The following is an 18632-nucleotide window of genomic DNA, read 5'->3' on the forward strand; positions in this document are numbered from 1 at the left end:
GGGCGGCAACAAACAAAGGAACGGGATTCTCGTGCAGGTACTTGTCCGCGACAACAACGTTGATCAGGCTCTCCGCGCTCTCAAGAAGAAGATGCAGCGCGAGGGTATTTTCCGTGAAATGAAGATGCGCGACTATTATGAAAAGCCGTCGCAGAAGCGTGCGCGTGAAAAGGCCGAAGCCGTTCGTCGCGTCCGCAAGCTGGCCCGCAAGCGCGCCCAGCGCGAAGGCCTCATCGGCGGTCGTCCCGGCGCCCGTTGATCGGCCGTCTTTTCGACGTTTTCGGATGCAAGACCGGGCGGGGGCGAACATTTCGCCGCCGCCTTTTTTGACGTGACCGGTCGTTTCTTCACGGATGTGAAAGACTTCCCGTGCAATTCCGGGCGCTATCGCTACGCCCCTTCGCCGGAATTGCCGGTTCGCTACGCTGGAATTCCACCGCGATTTCAAGCGTAACGGGCAGATCGAGAGGACCACAGCGTCCTTTGCGCGCCATAGATGACGCGCGGGCTGTGGAGGCGTAGTGTTTTCATCGCGTATGAGGCGCGATAGAAGCCCACTTTGAGGATTCGCACTTGGACATGGCTGCATCTACCGGGTTCCCGACCGCTCGTTTCTCCTCCGCATCCGTCCGCCTGCGCCGTCCGCTGATGGCCGCCGTCGCCACCGCGTCGCTCGCGCTCCTCATGGCAGGCTGCCAGTCGACGACATCGACGGACGTGTTGAAGGTGGAGCGCGCGCAAGGCTCGGAAGAGAACATCTCCTCGCTCTCGGCCGTCATCGCCGCCAATCCGCAGGATCCCGCAGGCTACAATGTGCGCGGTTCTGCCTATGGCCGCGCCGGCCAGTACCGCCGCGCGGTCGACGACTTCAACCGCGCGATCGAGCTCAACCCGCGCTTCTACCAGGCCTATGCCAACCGCGCGCTCGTTCAGCGCAGCCTGGGCGATCAGGCGCAGGCGGCGAGCGACTACAACACGGCGCTGCAGCTCAACCCGAACTATGACGTCGCCTATATCGGCCGCGGCAACCTCTATCGCCAGGCCGGCCGCCTCGATGAGGCCTTCCGTGACTTCAACCGCGCCATCCAGCTCGACACGACCGATCCGCGCGCCTATCACAACCGCGGCCTGATCTACCAGGCACGCCGCCAGCACGACAAGGCGATCGAGGACTTCTCCAAGGCCATCTCGCTCTCGCCGAACTCTGCGGAACCCTATAACGGCCGCGGCATTTCCTATGCCGCGCAGGGCGACGACGACAACGCGTTCCAGGATTTCAATACGGCGATCAACCTCGACGGCAAGCTTGCCGAGTCCTGGGCGAACCAGGCCCTGATCTACGAGCGCCGCGGCGACATGGCGCGCGCCGCGAAGTCCTATTCGCATGCGCTGAAGCTCGACCCGAACTACAAGCCCGCCAAGGACGGCCTTGCCCGCACCCGCGGCGTCGCCAGCGCCGCCAAGCCGGCCTAGTCCGGCAGGGATCCTTCCAACAAAAAGCCCGCGATCATCTCGCGGGCTTTTTCGTTCCTGGCTTTGCCGATCAGTGGTTCATCGTCTTGACGATGTCCTCGGTCATCTTCTTGGCGTCGCCGAGCAGCATCATCGTACCGTCCTTGTAGAACAGCGTGTTGTCGATGCCGGCATAGCCCGAGCCGAGCGAGCGCTTGACGAAGAGGCAGGTCTTGGCCTTGTCGACGTCGAGGATCGGCATGCCGTAGATCGGCGAGGACTTGTCGTCGCGCGCGGCCGGGTTGGTCACGTCGTTCGCACCGATGACATAGGCGACGTCGGCCTGGGCGAATTCCGAGTTGATGTCCTCAAGCTCGAACACTTCGTCATAGGGTACGTTCGCCTCGGCGAGCAGCACGTTCATGTGGCCGGGCATGCGGCCGGCGACCGGATGGATCGCGTATTTCACCTCGACGCCCTGCTTCTTCAGCGTATCGGCGAGCTCGCGCAGCGCATGCTGGGCCTGGGCCACCGCCATGCCGTAACCCGGCACGATGATGACCTTGGAGGCGTTCGCCATCAGGAAGGCCGCGTCGTCGGCAGAGCCCTGCTTGACCGTGCGCTGCACGCCGTCGTCGGCCGCTGCCGCCGTCTCGCCGCCGAAGCCGCCGAGAATGACGGAGATGAACGAGCGGTTCATGCCCTTGCACATGATGTAGGAGAGGATCGCGCCCGAGGAGCCGACCAACGCGCCGGTGATGATCAGCGCGAGGTTGCCGAGCGTGAAGCCGATGCCGGCCGCCGCCCAACCCGAATAGGAGTTGAGCATGGAGACGACGACGGGCATGTCGGCGCCGCCGATCGGCACGATCAGCAGCACGCCGAGCGCCAGCGAGAGCAGCACGATCAGCCAGAAGTCGACATGGCTTTCCGACAGCGTCAGGCCGACGATGAAGAAGACGATCGCGGCGAGCAGCACGATGTTGATGACATGCCTGTAGGGCAGCATGATCGGCTTGCCGGACATGCGCCCGTCGAGCTTCAGGAAGGCGATGATCGACCCGGTGAAGGTGATCGCGCCGATGGCGGCACCGAGCGCCATTTCGACGAGCGCCTGGCCATGGATTTCACCCACCGCGCCGATGCCGAAGGAGACGGGCGAGTAAAGCGCGGCGGCGGCGACCAGCACGGCGGCAAGGCCGACGAGCGAGTGGAAGCCGGCGACGAGCTGCGGCATGGAGGTCATCGGGATCGAGCGGGCGATCCACGCACCCGCGCCGCCGCCGATGGCAAGGCCGAGCACGATGAGCACGAGGCCGCCGAAGGACGGCGTCGCGAGCAGCAGCGTCGTACCGATGGCAATACCCATGCCGATCATGCCGAGCATGTTGCCGCGACGGCTGGTCGTCGGATGCGACAGGCCGCGCAACGCCATGATGAAGAGCACGCCGGAGACGAGATAGAGGAAGGCTGCGAAGTTAGCGTTCATCGGGCCGGCCTCACTTGTCTTTTTTCTTGTACATCGCCAGCATGCGCTGGGTGACGAGGAAACCGCCGAAGATGTTGACGGAGGCGAGGATCAGCGCGACGAAGCCGAAGCCGGTCGCAACGCCCGAAAGCGAGATGCCGACGGCCAAGAGCGCGCCGACGACGATGACCGAGGAGATCGCGTTGGTGACGGCCATCAGTGGCGTGTGCAGGGCCGGCGTCACCGACCAGACGACATAGTAGCCGACGAAGATCGACAGCACGAAGATCGCCAGGCGGAAGACGAAGGGATCGATCGCCCCGCCGGAAACGCCGTGCGCCGCCGCAGCGGCCGCATCCGGCACATATTCTGACGCGGCGCGGACGGCTTCCACGGCGCGTTCGAGATCGGTGATCGCCTTGTCGAGAAGTTCGTTCGCCATCACTTGCCCTCCCCTTGCTGAACGGAGCCGCCGAAGTTCGGGTGCACGACGGCACCGCCGTTTGTCAGCATCGTCGCCTTGACCAGCTCGTCCTCGACATTGACCGAAACCGACTTCGTCTCCTTGTCGACCATGGTCTCCAGGAAGGTGAGAAGGTTCTTGGCGTAGAGCGCCGAAGCGGAGGCCGCGATGCGGCCGGGCACGTTGAGATAGCCGATGACCTTGACGCCCTCGACCTCGGCGACCTTGCCGGCCTCGGCGCCTTCGATATTGCCGCCGCGCTCGACCGCGAGGTCGACGGCGACGGAACCGGTGCGCATGGCCGCCAGCATCTGGCGCGTCACGAGCCGTGGCGCCGGGCGGCCGGGGATGAGCGCCGTCGTGATGACGATGTCCTGCTTGGCGATGTGGTCGGCGACGAGCGCGGCCTGTTTCGCCTGATATTCCTTGGACATTTCCTTGGCATAGCCGCCGGCGGTCTCGGCTGCCTTGAACTCGTCGTCCTCGACGGCGATGAACTTCGCGCCGAGCGAGGCGACCTGTTCCTTGGCCGCGGGGCGCACGTCCGTCGCGGAGACGGCCGCGCCGAGGCGGCGGGCGGTCGCGATGGCCTGGAGGCCGGCGACACCGGCACCCATGACGAAGACCTTGGCGGCCGGCACGGTGCCGGCGGCGGTCATCATCATCGGCATGGCGCGGTCGAATTCATGGGCGGCGTCGATGACGGCCTGGTAACCGGCAAGGTTGGCCTGCGAGGACAGGATGTCCATCGACTGGGCGCGCGTGATGCGCGGCATCAATTCCATCGCGAAGGTGGTGAGACCGGCATTGGCCATCTCGGCGATGGCCGCTTCGTTGCCGTAGGGGTCCATCGTGGCGATGACGATGGCGCCGGGCTTGTAGGCCGCGATCTCGGCGGCGGTGGGCCGGCGGACCTTCAGGACGACGTCGGCGGCATTCGCTTCGCCGGAGCCGACGATGCGGGCGCCGGCGGCCTCGTAGTCCGCATCCAGGATGCGCGAGGCAAGGCCTGCACCGGCCTCCACCAGCACATCGAGCCCGAGGCCCTTCATTTTCTTGACCGTTTCGACGGAACCCGCGACGCGGCCTTCGGCCGGGTCACTTTCCCTTGCTATAAAAACACACTGACTCAAACCGTGGTCCTCCCCCCGAGACTGGCCGTGTTGGATCACGGCGCCGGGTGGCGCCGCATGACAAACCGCGGATGCGGTTGTTCAGGTCAACGCAGCAGGAAGTAGCCGACGACGTTGAGAATGATGAGGAGCAGAAGGCTCGAGAAGAAACCGGCGCTCGTGAAGAAGCCGGCGGCCATGGCGACCAGCAGCGCGACGCAGAACAGCGTGCCGTATTTGGCACCGGCGATGAAGAGGTCGTAGGTCTTCTCGTGCTCCGGGTAATCCATCGCAGCGCCCGTTTCGACCGGTCCGGAATGATGTTCAGCCATAGTCTACCTTCTCCTAAGCGCCCGCACCCGTCAGCCGGAAAGCCCACGACGAGCGCCAAAACAGATTCCCTCAAGCGTGAAGACACGCGTCTTTCTGGCCATACACAATGGATCGGCAAAGCGCAACGGCAAGGCGGGCAGCGCGTTTCGACCTGTATCGTTTCCGAAACAGAACGGGCCGGTTTCATACGAAACCGGCCCGGCATGCGACATCAGAACGCGGGCGCCTCACCCGGCATAGGCATTGCCGGAAAGCTCGATCCGCCCGCCGCCGAAATGCGCGCGGCGCGCCGTCGGGCGCACCGTCAGCGGGCTGAACGGCAGGTCGTCGCCGCGCGCGAACATCATGCGGCGCTCATAGGGCTCCGACTTGAAGAACGGGAAGCGCTGGTAGAGCGAGGGCAACGTCTCCTTGACGTTGGTCGCCAGCAGCATCAGGTCGATGATGAACTTGCCCTGGTTGCTCTTCGGCGAGGCGACGAAATCGGCATCGAAGACGCGCTTGTAGAAGGCCGAATGCGCGGGCTTGACCATTTGCACGCAGCGATCCGTCTGGAAATAGTCCGTCGCCATCGTGGCGATGCGCAGCGTCAGATACGGAATGGCCGGCATCTCGCTCCAGATCTCCGGGTCGGCGGCAAGACGCACCGGATCGATCAGCGACATGCCCGCATCGAGGAAGGCATTGATCTCGTCCGGGAAGACCTTTCCCGACGAGGTGACGCGGTGCTCGGGCGTCACATGGTGCAGGCGCACCGTGGAGATCAGCCGCTCCTCGTAATAGATGCCGAAGACATAGGCATGGCTGTCGAAATCCACCTCGTCGATGAGGACCGCCTGTTCATCGAGATGCATGACGGCGCCGGCCTTGTAGGCCTTGTAGCGGATGCGGGCGACGTCTTCCATGTCCTCGCCCGTCTCCACGCGGCGATACTCGATCCTGTCGAGCAGTCCCAGAAGCTTGTCCGAAAAGCGGTTGGTCGCCGTCTCTACGCTGGCCATTGTCCCCGTACCCCGATTGAAAAACACCGGCAGCCACCGCGCTGCCGTCACTACAATCGTCGATATAAGACAATTTGTGTAAAATACCATTCATTAACCTTAATATATGGTTAACACTAATTTTGAATAAGCTGATATATCGTGTCGAATTCACACGTTACGAGATTGGGTGGTGGAAAGGATCAGGCGACGCGGCGGCCGCGGCGGCGGGATTCGCCGGACTTGCGGGCAAGGGTCTCGTAGAGATCGCGCAGTGCATCCGGCGACATGGGTGCCGCAAAGACATAGCCCTGCACGAGGTCGGCGCACTGGTACTTGTTGATGAGGGCGAGCTGCTCGCGCGTCTCGACGCCCTCGACGACGATGCGCAGGCCGAGCTCGCGGGACAGGTTGACCGTGCCGCGCAGGAGCTTGAAGCGGCGCGCGTCCTCGCCGATGTTGCGCACGAAGGAGCGGTCGATCTTGATGACATCGAGCGGCAGCTGGTCGAGATAGCTGAGGCTGGAATAACCGGTGCCGAAATCGTCGATGGCGATGGTGATGCCGCGGGCGCGCAGCTCCTGCAGGATCGCCTGCACCTTGACCGGCTCTTCCATGAGGCAGCTTTCGGTGACTTCCAGATGCAGCCGATGCGGCGCGAGCCCGGCCGCCTCCAGCGCCTCGGTGACGAGATCGATGATGCCGGTGCCGCGCAGGTCCTGCACGGAAAGGTTCACCGATACGCCCATATGCGCCGGCCAGCCCGCGCAGTCGGCGCAGGCCCGCATGATCATGAAGCGCGTGATCTCGGAGACGATGCCCATCTCCTCGGCGAGCTGGATGAAGACATTCGGCGGCACCGGGCCACGCTCGACATGCGTCCAGCGCGACAGGGCCTCGCAGCATTCGATGCGCGAACCGTCCGGCACGAACATCGGCTGGTAGGCGACGGAGAGCGTGTTGCTGGCGAGCGCTTCGCGCAGGTCGTCCTTGAGCTTCTGACGATCCATGTAGCGCGCGTCCATCTCCTGCTCGAAGACGGTGACGCTGCCCTTGGCGCGCGATTTCGTCTCGAAGAGCGCAAGGTCGGCGCGGATCTGCATTTCCTCCAGCCGGAAATCGTCGCTCGGCACCATCACGGCACCGGCACTGAAGGAGACGAGGAACGTCATGCCGTCGAATTCGTAGGTGCCGCGCAGTTGTTCGTGGAAGCGGCGCATGCGCGTTTCGAGGTCGCGGCGGTTCGTCTCGTTGGGGAAGAAGAGGATGAACTCGTCGCCCATCAGATGGCCGACGAACACCTTGTCGCCGGCAAGCCGGCGCAGGCGCTCGGCAATGGCGCAGAGCAGCCGGTCGCCGGTGACGTGGCCCTTCATGTCGTTGACATGCTTGAAGTCGTCGATATCGAGCACCATGAAGCCGACCGTGCCCGGCTTCTTGCGCTCGCCCAGCGCCTCCTGCACGAGATCGGCGAAATAGGTGCGGTTCGGCAGGCCGGTGAGGCTGTCGTAGCGCACCATGTGCAGGATCTTTTTTTCCGCCCGCACACGTCCGGTCACATCCTCGAAAATGAGGACGGCGCCGCCGTTCTCGCGCGGCGAGGCGGTGAATTCCAGATAGAGCCCGTCCGTGACCTGCACCAGCGCACGGGACCGTTCGCCCTTCAGGAGTTCGTCGAGCTGGCGCAGGATCGTCTTGCTCTGCTCGGCGTTGAGGAAGGTATTGCGCACGCCGAACCTGAGCACCACGTCGAGATGGCAATCCTTCAGCCGCTCCTGGTTGCCGAGATGCAGGAGTTCGCAGGCCCGGCGGTTGGCGACGAGGATCCGGTGGTCGGCGTCCAGCATGAACAGGCCGTGCGGCATGTTGTTCAGCGCCGTGTCGAAACGGTCGGCGATAATGGAGACCTCGCGGGTCGCCAGCACGTTCTTGTAGAGGAATTCGCGCACGCCGTTCGCCATCATGCGCGTCGTCATCACGAAGGGCAGGATGAGCACCGCAAGCACCGCATGGTAGAAATCCTGCAGGCCCAGGAAGCCCACGACCATCGGGAAACAGGCGGAAAAGGTCATGTAGTCGACCGCCCGCTTCGAGCCGCAATTGCGCCCGACGACGGAAACCATGGTGGCGAGCGTCACCGCGATACAGGCGAGTTCCGCAAAGCTGTCGCGGCTGAAGAGCAGGCTGTAGCCGCAGGCCGTGCCGAGCGCCAGCGTCGTGCCGACGGCGCCGAGATTGTACCAGTTCTCCCAATAGCGGATGCCGTCCATGTCGAGCGCGGCATGGTCCACCCGGTCGAAATGGCGCATGCCGACGGCGCGCAGCGACCAGATGGCGACGACGAGGCCGCTCCAGATCAGGAAGAAGGGGTCGGCGGTCTTGGCGTAAACGAAGGAGAACGTGATGACATGGGAGATCATGCCCACGAAAAGGGTCTGGCGGTTTCCGTACAGCGAGCTGACGAACGATAGGTACACATCAGCCGGCAGTGTGTTTTGACCCTTATCCTTCATGGATTCGGCACTCCCTATACCAAGAGAGGGTTACCGACCAAAATTTAATGAATGATTTCGGGAAATTACCCAATAACAAGGGTAGTGCCCGGCATCATTGCACGCCCGTTCAACCCATGGAAGGTACATTCAACCCAATATTGCAATATTGCCGATTTCCGCGCAGCAAACTCAACCTGACATGAGTCATGCTTATAATTTCCTGTCTCCGGCACGACACAGTATTACGCAGCAGCGGGGCGAGAAAAATTTAGCGTGCAATCGCTGTTTGCAAGCCTTTGGTTAACGGAGCGTGGCTGGCGGACCGCAAATCCTGTCGAATCTCGATGGAGCCGCAAGCCTCCTGTCCCCTGGAAACAGGGCATCCGTCGTCATTTCGCCGAAATGGGGGAATTGACTGATGGTGGATTTGATAGCAAATCCTCATTTGGTATTTCTTTTTCCGGAGCCCACCATGTCGAAACCCGTCGTCGCCATTCCCGCCGATATCAGGGAAATCGAAGGCAACGTCTGGCAGGCCACCCCGAACCAGTATGTGCGCGCCGCCGTCAAGGGTGCGGACGTCACGGTGTTCCTCGTGCCGGCGCTCGAAACGGACAACGATTTCGACGGCATTCTCGACCGGGTGGACGGGCTCCTCGTCAGCGGCTCGCGCACCAATGTGCATCCTTCGCTCTACGGCAAGGAAGCGACCGAGGCGGAAGGCCCCTATGACACCGCGCGCGACGCCACCAGCCTGCCGCTGATCAGCCGCGCTCTGGAACGCGGCATTCCGCTGCTCGCCATCTGCCGCGGCATCCAGGAGTTGAACGTCGTGCTCGGCGGTACGCTCGCCAACGAGATCCAGGAACAGCCCGGCATGTGGGATCACCGCAAGCCGGACACGCCCGTGCTCGACGTCGCCTATGGCATCCGCCAGACGGTCATCGTCAAGGAGGGCAGCTGCCTTGCCGCCGTCGTCGGCGCCGGCGAGGTGCAGGTCAATTCGCTGCACCGGCAGGCGATCTCCGACATCGCGCCGCGCCTTGCCGTCGAAGCCGTCGCCGAGGACGGCACGATCGAGGCCGTCTCCGTCATCGGCGCCAAGGCCTTCGCGGTCGGCGTGCAGTGGCATCCGGAATATTGGGTCGGCTCCGACCAGCCGTCGAACAGGCTTTTCGCGGCCTTCGGCCAGGCCGTGCGCGACTATGCCGCCTCCAAACAGGCGACCGCGCACCGGACCGCTGCCGAATAATCGCTCAGTCGGCAGAAATCATCGTGATCATGGCGTCGGCGGGCTCGACGGCCTCGTAGGCAAGGCCGTCGCCGTCGACGACGGTCAGGATGGGCTCGCCCTGCGCATCGGCGACGACCACCGTGCCGTCGCCATTGTTGACCCAGGTCCGCGCCGCGGAGAGGCGCGGCCAGACCGCATCGCAGTCGATGTTGGCGGCAAAGCGTTCACTGCGGCTCGAGATGCGGCCGCCGCGCTCGGCAAGGCAGGCGGTGTTCGCCACGACGTTGGAAATGGTATAGCTATGCGTTCCCGCCGGCGCGGGAATGGACCGCGTCGTCACCGGGTCCACAGCCGGCGTCCGGTCCGCGGCAACGCTCCAGAGCCCCAGCGACAACACGCCGGCCACGGCGGCAAGCATCAGCGTCTTCATGGGGCTCTCCTTCGCAAGCGACTCGATGGCAAAAGCATGCGCCCGCAAACTTGCCGAAAGGTTAACGAAGGCTTTCCGGACCGTTCCCCGCTTTTCGCGTAAAGGGCGTTTCGGGCACCGGCGTCAGGGCCACGCCGCGCTCGAACCAGGCGAAGAGATTGTCCGCCACAAGGTCGGCCATGGCATCGCGTGTTGCCACCGAAGCCGAGGCGACATGCGGCAACAGCGAGACGTTCGGCAGGTCGAGCAGCGCCGGCGGCACGTTCGGCTCGTCATAGAACACGTCGAGCCCGGCCGCCGCGATCACGCCGTCCTTGAGCGCCGCCGCGAGCGCCGGTTCGTCGACCGTCCAGCCGCGTCCGACGTTGATCAGCACGCCGTTCGGCCCCAGCGCCCGAAGGATGTCCGCATCGATCGTCCGGTGCGTCTCGGCCGTCTTCGGCACGATGGCGATGAGGATGTCCACCGCGCCCGCCAGTTCCGCCAGAGACGGATAATAGGCAAAGGGCACGCCCTCGCGCGGACGTCGCGTGTGGTAGGCGATCTCGATGCCGAAACCCTTCAGCCGTTCGGCGATGGCCATGCCGATGCGCCCGAGGCCGTAGATGCCGGCCTTGCGGCCGCGCAGGCTGAGCGGCGTCAGCGGGAACGCACCCTCGCGCGCCCAGCGGCCCTCGCGCAGCCAGGCCTCGGCCTGCGGGAAGCGGCGCACCGTGTTGAGCAGCAGGCCGATTGTCGTATCGGCCACCTCGTCGTTCAGCACATCCGGCGTGTTGGTGACGGTTATGCCGCGTGCCGCGGCGGCAGCGACATCCACACCATCATAGCCAACGCCGAAGCTCGCGATGATCTCCAGCGCGGGCAGATGTTCGATCATCGCCGCGCCGAGCCCGCCGGAGACGGCAATGCCGGAAATGCCTGCCGCCTCGGACCGCGCAAGCAGCGCCGGATCCGCCCGCTCGATGCGCACCACATCGAAGGCATCCTTCAGCCGGTCGAGCACCCGCTCGCGGATCGTGCCCGGCACGAGAATGCGCGTCTTGACCACCATGGCGAAATCTCCGTTTGCCCGGTTTGCCTCAGCCTTCCGGATGGGGCTTCAGCGGCCCCGTGGACTGGCGAATGCGCATTTCCGGCTTGATAAGGTGAATGCCGTCCGGCTCGTGGCTGCCCGAAAGCTTGTCGAGCAGCGCGCGGGCGGCATTGCGACCGACCTCGGACTGGCCGTTCCAGACGGTGGTGAGTGCGGGCGTCGCGATCGCCGCCTCCTCCAGGTCGTCGTAACCCGTGACGGAGACATCGCGGCCGGGCACGAGGCCGGCGCGGGCGATGCCGTTCATCAGGCCGATCGCCACGAGGTCGTTCCAACAGACCGCCGCGGTCGGCTTTTGCGGCAGGGAGAGGAAATGCACCGCCGCCTCGAAGCCGCCCTGCTTGGTGCGTGGACCGGGGATGCGCAAGCCGGGATCCATCTCGATATTGGCCTTTCGCAGCGCGTTGACATAGCCCTGGTAGCGGTCGCGGCCGGTCGACGTCTGGTCCGTGCCGCCCACCATGGCGATGGTGCGGTGGCCGAGACCGATCAGGTGGTTGGTGGCGAGCGAGATGCCATAGCTGTCGTCGCCGCGGAAGATCGGCACGTCCAGCCCCTCGATCGAGCGCGCGATCAGGATCGCCGGCATGCCGTTGTCCTCGGCAAGCTGGATATCCTCCGGCGGCGTGCCGATGGCCGGCGACATGATGACCCCGTCCCCGCCGAGCTGCAGCAGCGTCTCGACGAAGTTGCGCTGCTTTTCGACCGAATCGTAGTGGTTGGAGAGGATGAAGGTCTGCCGGTCGCGATCGAGCTCGCTCTCGATGGCTTTCAGGATCTCCGCATAGAACGGGTTCATGATGTCGTGCACGACGACGCCGATGATGCCCGACCGGGAGGTGCGCAGGCTGGCGGCGCGGCGATTGTAGATATAGCCGAGCGCGCGGGCCTGTTCCTTGATCCTGTCGCGGGTGGAGGCTGCAACCAGCGGGCTGTCCCTGAGCGCAAGCGATACCGTCGCCGTGGAAACGCCGAGCGTCTCCGCGATGGTGGAAAGCTTGATTTTCTGTGCCACGACCCCTCCCCGACGAACGCCAAGCAACACGGCGTTTAAAACCGTTTATTTAAACAGTTTAAATCTCGTCGGCAACTGCCTTTTCGCTATCGCGCGGCGCATCCGGCAGGCCGCCATGCAGGTTTTCGTCCACGGCGCGAAGCAGCTTGAGCAATTGGCGCACGTCCTTTTCGCTCAAACCTTCCGCCGCCTGCTGCTCGCTGAGCCGGCCCGCCTCGGTGATATGACCGATGGAAGCCTCGCCGGCGGGCGTGAGGTGCACGACGGTCAGGCGGCCGTCCGTCTCATCCGGCCGCCGCTCCACGAAACCCTGCGCCTCGAGGCGCCCGATCGTGCGCGTCATGGTCGGCGCCTTGACGCCGAGCCGGGCGGCGAGCGCCCCTGCGGTCAGGCCCCCCTCCTCGGCAAGCGCCAGGATCACCCCGTCCTGGCCGGCATAGAGACCGGTGGCGAGAAGATTGCGCGACAGTACCGTGCGCATGGAGCGGGCCGCATTGACGACGGCGGCGGCAAGACCAGCACCTGAGACATCCGTGTGCCCCTTCTTCTTCTTGCCCTTCTTGCCGTCCTTGTGCTTCTTGCCCATCGATTGCCTCCGCCTCACCGTTCCCTGCGTTACCCTTGCATCGCGGGCATGGCCCTGTATGACTCATGTGACAGTCGGGCGGCAAGACGGGACGAGAGGCAGGCAATGGCGCATCCAAAGATGCGATGGAGCGAGAACGACCCGGCCTTGACGGCAGGGGACCGCGCCGACTGGATCGCCGTCCTGCCGCTCGGCGCCCATGAGGGCCACGGCCCGCACCTTCCGCTCGAAACCGACACGCTGATCGCCGAGGGCATCGTCTCCCGGCTGATGGACGTGCTGCCGGCGCACCTGCCCGTCACCATCCTGCCCACGGAGCCCGTCGGCTATTCGCCGGAGCATCTCGATGTGCCGGGCACGCGTTCGCTCGGTTACGCGGAGGCGGTGGAACGCTGGCTGGGCATTGCGGGGGACCTCAAGGCGAAAGGCATCCGCAAGCTCGTCCTGCTCAACGCGCATGGCGGCAACGCGCCGCTGATGACGATTGTCGCGACGGAGGCACGCGTGCACCTCGACATGCTCGTCGTCGCCACCGCATGGACCCGCTTCGGCCAGCCGGAAGGCTGGATTACGCCTGAGGACAAGGCGCTCGATATCCACGGCGGCGACATCGAGACCTCCGTCATGCTCGCCCTGCATCCGGAACGTGTCCGGATGGACAGGGCGGAGCGCTTCGGTTCGCGGCAGGCGGAATTCGCCGCGCGTTTTGCCCATCTGCGCGCCTATGGTCCGCATGCCTTCGGCTGGAAGATGTCCGACCTCAACCCCAAGGGCGTTGCCGGAAACGCCGCCGCGGCAACGGCGCAAAGGGGCGAGTTGCTGCTCGCCCATGCCGTGCGCGGCCTCCTCGCCCTTCTTGAGGACGTCGCCGCCTTCGACGTGGAAACGCTGCGTTAAAGCGGCTCCGGCAAAGGCACGGGGCGATTTTGCATGACGACAAAGGCCGGATCGCATTTGCGCTGGCCCGTCCGATCTCCTATATCAGACGCCAACCGGACGCCGCACGCGTCCCCGCCATCGCTCGAGGTTCCCATGACCGAAACAGCCCTTCCCAAGCCCATTCCCGTCACCGTGCTCACCGGCTATCTCGGCGCCGGCAAGACGACGCTGCTCAATCGCATCCTGACCGACAACCACGGCAAGAAATATGCCGTCATCGTCAACGAATTCGGCGAGATCGGCATCGACAACGACCTCATCGTCGAGTCCGACGAGGAAATCTACGAGATGAACAACGGCTGCATCTGCTGCACCGTGCGCGGCGACCTGATCCGCGTGGTGGAAGGCCTGATGCGCCGCCCCGGCCGGTTCGATGCCATCATCGTCGAAACGACGGGCCTTGCCGATCCGGTGCCGGTCGCCCAGACCTTCTTCATGGACGACGACGTGCGCCAGAAGACCGAGCTCGACGCCATCGTGGCGCTGGTCGACGCAAAGCACCTGCCGCTGCGCCTGAAGGACAGCCGCGAGGCGGAAGACCAGATCGCGTTTGCCGACGTCGTTCTGATCAACAAGACCGACCTCGTCAGCCCGGAAGAGCTGGCCCGGATCGAGGCGACCGTGCGCGTGATCAACCCGTCCGCCCGCATCCACCGCACCACCCGTTCGGAAATCGACCTTTCCAAGGTTCTCGACCAGGGTGCGTTCAACCTGGAGCGGGCGCTGGAAAACGACCCGCACTTCCTCGACCACGACCATCCGGACCATGTCTGCGGCCCCGATTGCGGCCACGACCATCACCATCATGGTCACGACCACGACCATGATCACCACCACCATGATCACGACCATCACCACCACGATCATGATCATGACCACCATCACCACGACCACGGCGTCTCGCCGATCCATGACGTGACGGTGCAGTCGATCTCGCTGCGCGGCGGCGAGATGAACCCGGACCGCTTCTTCCCCTGGATCCAGAAGATCACCCAGACGGACGGCCCGAACATCCTGCGTCTCAAGGGCATCATCGCCTTTGCCGGCGATGACGAGCGCTATGTCGTGCAGGGCGTGCACATGATCGTCGAGGGCGACCACCAGCGCGCCTGGAAGGACGGCGAGACGCGCGAAAGCCGGCTTGTCTTCATCGGCCGCGATCTCGACCGCGAGAAGATCGAGCGCACCTTCAAGGCCTGCGAGGCCCAGAAAGCATGATGCCGGACCGTGTGAAGCGATTTTCGGATACCGTCCTGCGCATGAAAGACAAGACCTGATGCCGACAGTCGCGCCTCTTGATCTCGACGGGCACGTCGTCGCGGCCGCCTTCCTCGGCGACGTGCCGTTCTTCGCCACCGCCTCCGGTGCCATCCACCGCCTCGACCACGGCGAGAAGGTCACCGAGGCGCATGACGGGCTGCTCGCCTGCATTCGCGACGAGGCGAACGGCACGCTGATCACCGGCGGCGAGGACGGCAAGGTGCAGCGCATCGCCGCCGACGGCACCGCGACGCTTCTGGCCGAAGTGCCGCGCAAGTGGATCTCCGTCGTTGCCGCCGGCCCGCAGGGCGCGGTCGGCTTTGCCGAGGGGCGCACGGCGCGCGTCCGCCTTGCCGACGGCACGATCAAGGAGTTCGCCGAAAGCCGCTCGGTCGAGGGCATCGCCTTCGCGCCGAAGGGCCTGCGCATCGGCGTGGCGCGCTACAACGGCGCCTCGCTGCACTGGGTGGCAATGGCCGGCCAGCCGGTCGATCTCGAATGGAAAGGCGCCCATACCGGCATCACCTTCTCGCCCGACGGCCGCTTCGTGGTCACCAGCATGCAGGAAAACGCCCTGCATGGCTGGAAGCTCGACACCAAGCCCGGCGCCGAGACGCGCCACATGCGCATGACGGGCTATCCGGCCAAGGTGAAGTCGCTGTCCTGGTCGGTGAAGGGCAAATGGCTCGCCTCGTCCGGCGCACCGGCGGCGATCGTCTGGCCGTTCTCCGCCAAGGACGGGCCGATGGGCAAGCCACCGCTGGAACTCGGCACCCGCGCCGACGTGATGGTGACCTGCGTCGCCTGTCATCCCGCGGAAGAGGTCGTCGCCATCGGCTATTCCGACGGCATGGTGCTGGCCGCCCGTTTTGCCGACAGCCGCGAAGTGCTGCTGCGCCGCCCCGGCAAGGGCGCGGTCACCTCCCTGGCCTGGAGCGGCAACGGAAAGCTCCTCGCCTTCGCCAGCGAAGCCGGCGATTGCGGCGTCATCGACCTGGCCGGCTGAGCCAGGCACCATCATCAGCTTGAAGCAAGCCTGCGCCTCTAGAGGTCCCAAGGGGATTTCCGGGGGCCGGGCAGCCATGCGCTCGCGAAACAACCTTGCTTTTTTACCGGGATCGGGCCCGACGGGCCGCGATCCCCCGCGCAGCCGTCTCCCACGCGAAGGCGGCCAATTGCGCGTACCAAAGGACGGTTCGGATGATTGAGAAATACCAATATTATGCGAGCATCTCCGGCTCGGTGGAAAGCGCGATAGAAACCATCCGCAACCTGCCCAGCGCGAAATGCTACGACATCCAGTACATCGAGCGGCAGCTGATCCCCGAACTCGGCCTGAACGACGAATATCTCGAACAGCAGCCGAACGAGCTTTCCCCCTATTTCGGCAAGGGCCTGCACCTGTGGCAGTATCCTTCCCAGCTCGCCCGCTATCTCGTCTGGCTGTCCCACAATGCCCGGCAGGTCCGCAACTTCACGGAAATCGGCTGCCGGTGGGGCGGAACGTTCATCCTGGTGAACGAATGGCTGAAGAAGATCGGCGCGCCGCTGGAGTTTTCCCTCGCCATCGATCCGATCGAGCCGACGCCGTTCATCGAAAAGTATCGGGAAATCTCCTCCACGCCCGTGCACTACATCCAGGACCTGTCGACCTCCCAGCAGGTTGGCGACTACCTGCGCTCGTTCAAGCCCGATATGGTGTTTATCGACGGCGACCATTCGCTGCACGGCGTGATGTACGACCACCTGATGGTACGCAAGCAGGCCGGCATCATCGTGCATCACGACATATCCTCGCAGGCCTGCGCAGGCACGACGCTCTTCTGGAACTACATCAAGCAGGCCGAAAGCGAGTTCGAAGCCTGGGACTTCACCCAGCAATACGAATCGGTCGACGGCCACTTCCTCGGCATCGGCGTCCTGAAGCGCAGGTAACCGCCGCACCGAACGGTTAAAGCCCGGGAGAGCAGCGCTCTCCCGGGCCCACGGACCACAAGGGCGGGGATGGTGCGGTCAGTGCTTGCGCTTCTTGCAGCCGCAGTCGCTGCCGCCGAGAATGCCCAGCGTATTGCCGTTGAGGATGCCCGACAGGGTGCCGTTGAGCACGCCGTTCAGCACTTTGTTGTTATCGTTGTCGCTGAGGATTTCGCCGACGCCGACACTCGGGGCGATCACCACGCTGCCCGTCTTGTTGTTGTTCAGGATGCCGAGGCCGCCAAGCAGGCCACCGGCCGATGCCTGGCCGGCGCCGGCGATTGCGAAGACGGTTGCGATGGCGATGATGCGGGTCTTGTTCATGCTCTCTCTCCTTTGGTTGTGTACCTCTCTGGTACGCAATCGAAGGTAATATAAGCATCGATTTACTCAACCCGATTTCCCAATCATAGCAAAGAGTTAACCATAACGTAGACAAGTTTAACAATTCCCAACCAAAATCAATTTCAGGTAGCATAAATTGCGACATCAAGTTTAATATCAACCATTGAGGGAATTTTTAACCATGCAACCCTAGGATTCCGTTCCAGAAACGGACAGGAACAGGATCTGATGCGCTTTCTTGGTGGCTTCGTTTGTGCGGCTGCGATGCTGGCCGGGCACAACCCGGCAAAAGCCGATTCAACCGTCGATTACAAGACCGGCATGGGCTGGACGTCGAATATTTTTCAGGATCCGACCCATCTTTCGGCCGCCTTCGGCGAGGCGAAACTCGGCTTGCGCGGCAGCCTGGCGCTGGAGGACTCCCAGTTCGCCTACGCGCTGAACATGAGTGCCCGGCGTGTGCCGAAATATCGTTTCGCGGACCAACGCACGGCCGGGATCGAATTCGGCTACGCCCATGATCTCAGCAAGTCGGCGAAGCTCACCCTGAAGGGCGGACTTGAGCACCGGCGCACGGGCGATATCTTTCTCGCCCTGCCCGGTGCGTTGATCGGCTATCGCAAGGACGATGTCTTCGCGACGGCGAGCGCCGGCCTGACGGTCGACCATTGGGGCGGCCGCAACCATCTGACCGCGACCCTCTCGAACCTTGACCGCGGCAAGGCGCATTTCACGCTTGCCGGCCTGAAGCCGACCCAGCTCGACGCCGGCTACAGCCTGCTCGACCTCACGGGCGGCCAGATCCGTCCGCTGCTCGGCGGCGAGGCGGGCGCCACGCTGCAATACAGGGCGAGCCGCATTGCCGGCTCCGAGCGCAGGACGTTCGGTCGCTTTCCGGCCGAAACGTTGCGCGGGTCGCTCGCCTATGGCCGGGCCTACGGCAACGGCATCACCCTGATGGCCGAGGCCGGCGTCGTCGGCATCGCCAGCCCCTACCTCGGCACGACCGTCGAACACGCCCGTCCCTTCTTCAAGGGCGAGGCGACCTGGCAATTGCCGCACAAGGCCGTGCTGAAGGCAAAACTGGCACGCGACCTCCGCCTCGTCGATATCGACGATCCGCTCGCCGAGGATGTGCGCACGGTCGGCCTTTCGCTGGAAAAGGCGTTGACGGAAAAGCTGAAGCTGACGCTCGCCTACGAGCAGGCCTATAGCGACTGGCTCTACTACGACTACCGCACGCGCACGAAGTCGGTCGCCGCCACGCTGACCTATACGCTGCCCAGGGGCGCAACGATGGCGCTGGAATACAGCCATCTCGTGCGCCGCGAAAACGACAAGGCCGCCGATTTCAAGATCGACGGCCTTGCAGTGCGGTTTGCCGGTTCGTTTTAGATCATTCCCGCTTTTCTTCGAATCGCGAAAACGCTGCAATTCTTTGTCTTCACGCTTT

General features: G+C 64.1%; 19 protein-coding genes. 8 read left to right on the forward strand and 11 right to left on the reverse strand.

Annotated elements, in window-relative coordinates:
* Positions 1 to 31: 31 nt before the first annotated feature.
* Both rpsU and AABF56_RS15185 read left to right on the forward strand, forming a co-directional pair.
* On the forward strand, positions 32 to 259 hold the full coding sequence (rpsU, locus tag AABF56_RS15180) for a 30S ribosomal protein S21 (RefSeq protein WP_119256642.1): 228 nt from the start codon (positions 32 to 34) through the stop codon (positions 257 to 259).
* 320 nt (positions 260 to 579) lie between these two features.
* Positions 580 to 1473 (forward strand): tetratricopeptide repeat protein, encoded by an 894-nt coding sequence (locus AABF56_RS15185; RefSeq protein ID WP_398432656.1) that lies wholly within the window; start codon positions 580 to 582, stop codon positions 1471 to 1473.
* A 70-nt stretch (positions 1474 to 1543) separates the two neighbouring features.
* Here AABF56_RS15185 and AABF56_RS15190 read toward each other — a convergent pair whose 3' ends face one another.
* From AABF56_RS15190 to AABF56_RS15215, 6 genes are all read right to left on the reverse strand, one after another.
* Positions 1544 to 2941, reverse strand: coding sequence for an NAD(P)(+) transhydrogenase (Re/Si-specific) subunit beta (locus tag AABF56_RS15190; RefSeq protein WP_272806563.1), 1398 nt, complete (start codon positions 2939 to 2941; stop codon positions 1544 to 1546).
* Between the two features lie 10 nt (positions 2942 to 2951).
* A complete protein-coding gene (locus tag AABF56_RS15195) occupies positions 2952 to 3362 on the reverse strand; it encodes an NAD(P) transhydrogenase subunit alpha (RefSeq protein ID WP_272806564.1) in 411 nt (136 codons plus the stop codon).
* Positions 3362 to 4516 carry a Re/Si-specific NAD(P)(+) transhydrogenase subunit alpha gene (locus tag AABF56_RS15200; RefSeq protein WP_272806565.1) on the reverse strand — a complete coding sequence of 385 codons (1155 nt, stop codon included), beginning with the start codon at positions 4514 to 4516 and terminating at the stop codon, positions 3362 to 3364. The genes AABF56_RS15195 and AABF56_RS15200 overlap by 1 nt, the downstream gene beginning before the upstream one ends.
* A gap of 86 nt (positions 4517 to 4602) precedes the next feature.
* The gene (locus tag AABF56_RS15205) at positions 4603 to 4827 is read right to left on the reverse strand and encodes an aa3-type cytochrome c oxidase subunit IV (RefSeq protein WP_244768242.1); all 225 of its coding nucleotides are present in this window, start codon (positions 4825 to 4827) and stop codon (positions 4603 to 4605) included.
* Positions 4828 to 5055: 228 nt separating this feature from the next.
* A complete protein-coding gene (locus tag AABF56_RS15210) occupies positions 5056 to 5829 on the reverse strand; it encodes an N-acyl amino acid synthase FeeM domain-containing protein (RefSeq protein WP_244768241.1) in 774 nt (257 codons plus the stop codon).
* Positions 5830 to 6011: 182 nt separating this feature from the next.
* On the reverse strand, positions 6012 to 8321 hold the full coding sequence (locus AABF56_RS15215) for a putative bifunctional diguanylate cyclase/phosphodiesterase (RefSeq protein ID WP_272806566.1): 2310 nt from the start codon (positions 8319 to 8321) through the stop codon (positions 6012 to 6014).
* Positions 8322 to 8775: 454 nt separating this feature from the next.
* On the opposite strand from AABF56_RS15215, the gene AABF56_RS15220 reads away from it, so the two are divergent.
* Entirely contained in the window at positions 8776 to 9555 is a 780-nt protein-coding gene (locus AABF56_RS15220; protein ID WP_272806567.1) for a gamma-glutamyl-gamma-aminobutyrate hydrolase family protein, read from the forward strand.
* Between the two features lie 4 nt (positions 9556 to 9559).
* On the opposite strand, the gene AABF56_RS15225 is transcribed toward AABF56_RS15220, so the two are convergent.
* The 4 genes from AABF56_RS15225 to AABF56_RS15240 all read right to left on the reverse strand — a co-directional run bounded on the left by AABF56_RS15225 (position 9560) and on the right by AABF56_RS15240 (position 12661).
* Positions 9560 to 9967, reverse strand: coding sequence for a hypothetical protein (locus AABF56_RS15225; protein ID WP_244768238.1), 408 nt, complete (start codon positions 9965 to 9967; stop codon positions 9560 to 9562).
* Between the two features lie 61 nt (positions 9968 to 10028).
* Positions 10029 to 11018 carry a 2-hydroxyacid dehydrogenase gene (locus AABF56_RS15230; protein ID WP_443021131.1) on the reverse strand — a complete coding sequence of 330 codons (990 nt, stop codon included), beginning with the start codon at positions 11016 to 11018 and terminating at the stop codon, positions 10029 to 10031.
* A 28-nt stretch (positions 11019 to 11046) separates the two neighbouring features.
* Complete coding sequence (locus AABF56_RS15235; RefSeq protein ID WP_244768237.1) at positions 11047 to 12075, reverse strand: LacI family DNA-binding transcriptional regulator; 1029 nt, start codon at positions 12073 to 12075, stop codon at positions 11047 to 11049.
* A gap of 58 nt (positions 12076 to 12133) precedes the next feature.
* Positions 12134 to 12661 (reverse strand): MarR family winged helix-turn-helix transcriptional regulator, encoded by a 528-nt coding sequence (locus AABF56_RS15240; protein ID WP_272806568.1) that lies wholly within the window; start codon positions 12659 to 12661, stop codon positions 12134 to 12136.
* 105 nt (positions 12662 to 12766) lie between these two features.
* Between AABF56_RS15240 and AABF56_RS15245 the strand changes: the two genes are divergently transcribed.
* From AABF56_RS15245 to AABF56_RS15260, 4 genes are all read left to right on the forward strand, one after another.
* Complete coding sequence (locus tag AABF56_RS15245; protein WP_272806569.1) at positions 12767 to 13558, forward strand: creatininase family protein; 792 nt, start codon at positions 12767 to 12769, stop codon at positions 13556 to 13558.
* A 135-nt stretch (positions 13559 to 13693) separates the two neighbouring features.
* Positions 13694 to 14818, forward strand: coding sequence for a CobW family GTP-binding protein (locus AABF56_RS15250; protein ID WP_272806570.1), 1125 nt, complete (start codon positions 13694 to 13696; stop codon positions 14816 to 14818).
* A 58-nt stretch (positions 14819 to 14876) separates the two neighbouring features.
* A complete protein-coding gene (locus tag AABF56_RS15255) occupies positions 14877 to 15866 on the forward strand; it encodes a WD40 repeat domain-containing protein (protein ID WP_272806571.1) in 990 nt (329 codons plus the stop codon).
* A 194-nt stretch (positions 15867 to 16060) separates the two neighbouring features.
* A complete protein-coding gene (locus AABF56_RS15260; RefSeq protein WP_244768232.1) occupies positions 16061 to 16795 on the forward strand; it encodes a class I SAM-dependent methyltransferase in 735 nt (244 codons plus the stop codon).
* A 78-nt stretch (positions 16796 to 16873) separates the two neighbouring features.
* Here AABF56_RS15260 and AABF56_RS15265 read toward each other — a convergent pair whose 3' ends face one another.
* A complete protein-coding gene (locus AABF56_RS15265; protein ID WP_272806572.1) occupies positions 16874 to 17158 on the reverse strand; it encodes a hypothetical protein in 285 nt (94 codons plus the stop codon).
* A 249-nt stretch (positions 17159 to 17407) separates the two neighbouring features.
* Here AABF56_RS15265 and AABF56_RS15270 point away from each other — a divergent pair, with 249 nt between their 5' ends.
* Positions 17408 to 18574 carry a hypothetical protein gene (locus AABF56_RS15270; RefSeq protein ID WP_272806573.1) on the forward strand — a complete coding sequence of 389 codons (1167 nt, stop codon included), beginning with the start codon at positions 17408 to 17410 and terminating at the stop codon, positions 18572 to 18574.
* Positions 18575 to 18632: the final 58 nt, after the last annotated feature.

This window comes from Shinella sp. WSC3-e (genome assembly GCF_945994535.1).
Classification (GTDB): domain Bacteria; phylum Pseudomonadota; class Alphaproteobacteria; order Rhizobiales; family Rhizobiaceae; genus Shinella; species Shinella yambaruensis.

Coding starts and splice junctions, on each gene's coding strand:
- AABF56_RS15270 (WP_272806573.1), top strand. CDS start 17,408: ATGCGCTTTCTTGGTGGCTTCGTTTGTGCGGCTGCGATGCTGGCCGGG.
- AABF56_RS15185 (WP_398432656.1), top strand. CDS start 580: ATGGCTGCATCTACCGGGTTCCCGACCGCTCGTTTCTCCTCCGCATCC.
- AABF56_RS15240 (WP_272806568.1), bottom strand. CDS start 12,661: ATGGGCAAGAAGCACAAGGACGGCAAGAAGGGCAAGAAGAAGAAGGGG.
- AABF56_RS15205 (WP_244768242.1), bottom strand. CDS start 4,827: ATGGCTGAACATCATTCCGGACCGGTCGAAACGGGCGCTGCGATGGAT.
- AABF56_RS15245 (WP_272806569.1), top strand. CDS start 12,767: ATGGCGCATCCAAAGATGCGATGGAGCGAGAACGACCCGGCCTTGACG.
- AABF56_RS15215 (WP_272806566.1), bottom strand. CDS start 8,321: ATGAAGGATAAGGGTCAAAACACACTGCCGGCTGATGTGTACCTATCG.
- AABF56_RS15220 (WP_272806567.1), top strand. CDS start 8,776: ATGTCGAAACCCGTCGTCGCCATTCCCGCCGATATCAGGGAAATCGAA.
- AABF56_RS15195 (WP_272806564.1), bottom strand. CDS start 3,362: ATGGCGAACGAACTTCTCGACAAGGCGATCACCGATCTCGAACGCGCC.
- AABF56_RS15250 (WP_272806570.1), top strand. CDS start 13,694: ATGACCGAAACAGCCCTTCCCAAGCCCATTCCCGTCACCGTGCTCACC.
- AABF56_RS15255 (WP_272806571.1), top strand. CDS start 14,877: ATGCCGACAGTCGCGCCTCTTGATCTCGACGGGCACGTCGTCGCGGCC.
- AABF56_RS15230 (WP_443021131.1), bottom strand. CDS start 11,018: ATGGTGGTCAAGACGCGCATTCTCGTGCCGGGCACGATCCGCGAGCGG.
- AABF56_RS15210 (WP_244768241.1), bottom strand. CDS start 5,829: ATGGCCAGCGTAGAGACGGCGACCAACCGCTTTTCGGACAAGCTTCTG.
- AABF56_RS15225 (WP_244768238.1), bottom strand. CDS start 9,967: ATGAAGACGCTGATGCTTGCCGCCGTGGCCGGCGTGTTGTCGCTGGGG.
- AABF56_RS15260 (WP_244768232.1), top strand. CDS start 16,061: ATGATTGAGAAATACCAATATTATGCGAGCATCTCCGGCTCGGTGGAA.
- AABF56_RS15265 (WP_272806572.1), bottom strand. CDS start 17,158: ATGAACAAGACCCGCATCATCGCCATCGCAACCGTCTTCGCAATCGCC.
- AABF56_RS15190 (WP_272806563.1), bottom strand. CDS start 2,941: ATGAACGCTAACTTCGCAGCCTTCCTCTATCTCGTCTCCGGCGTGCTC.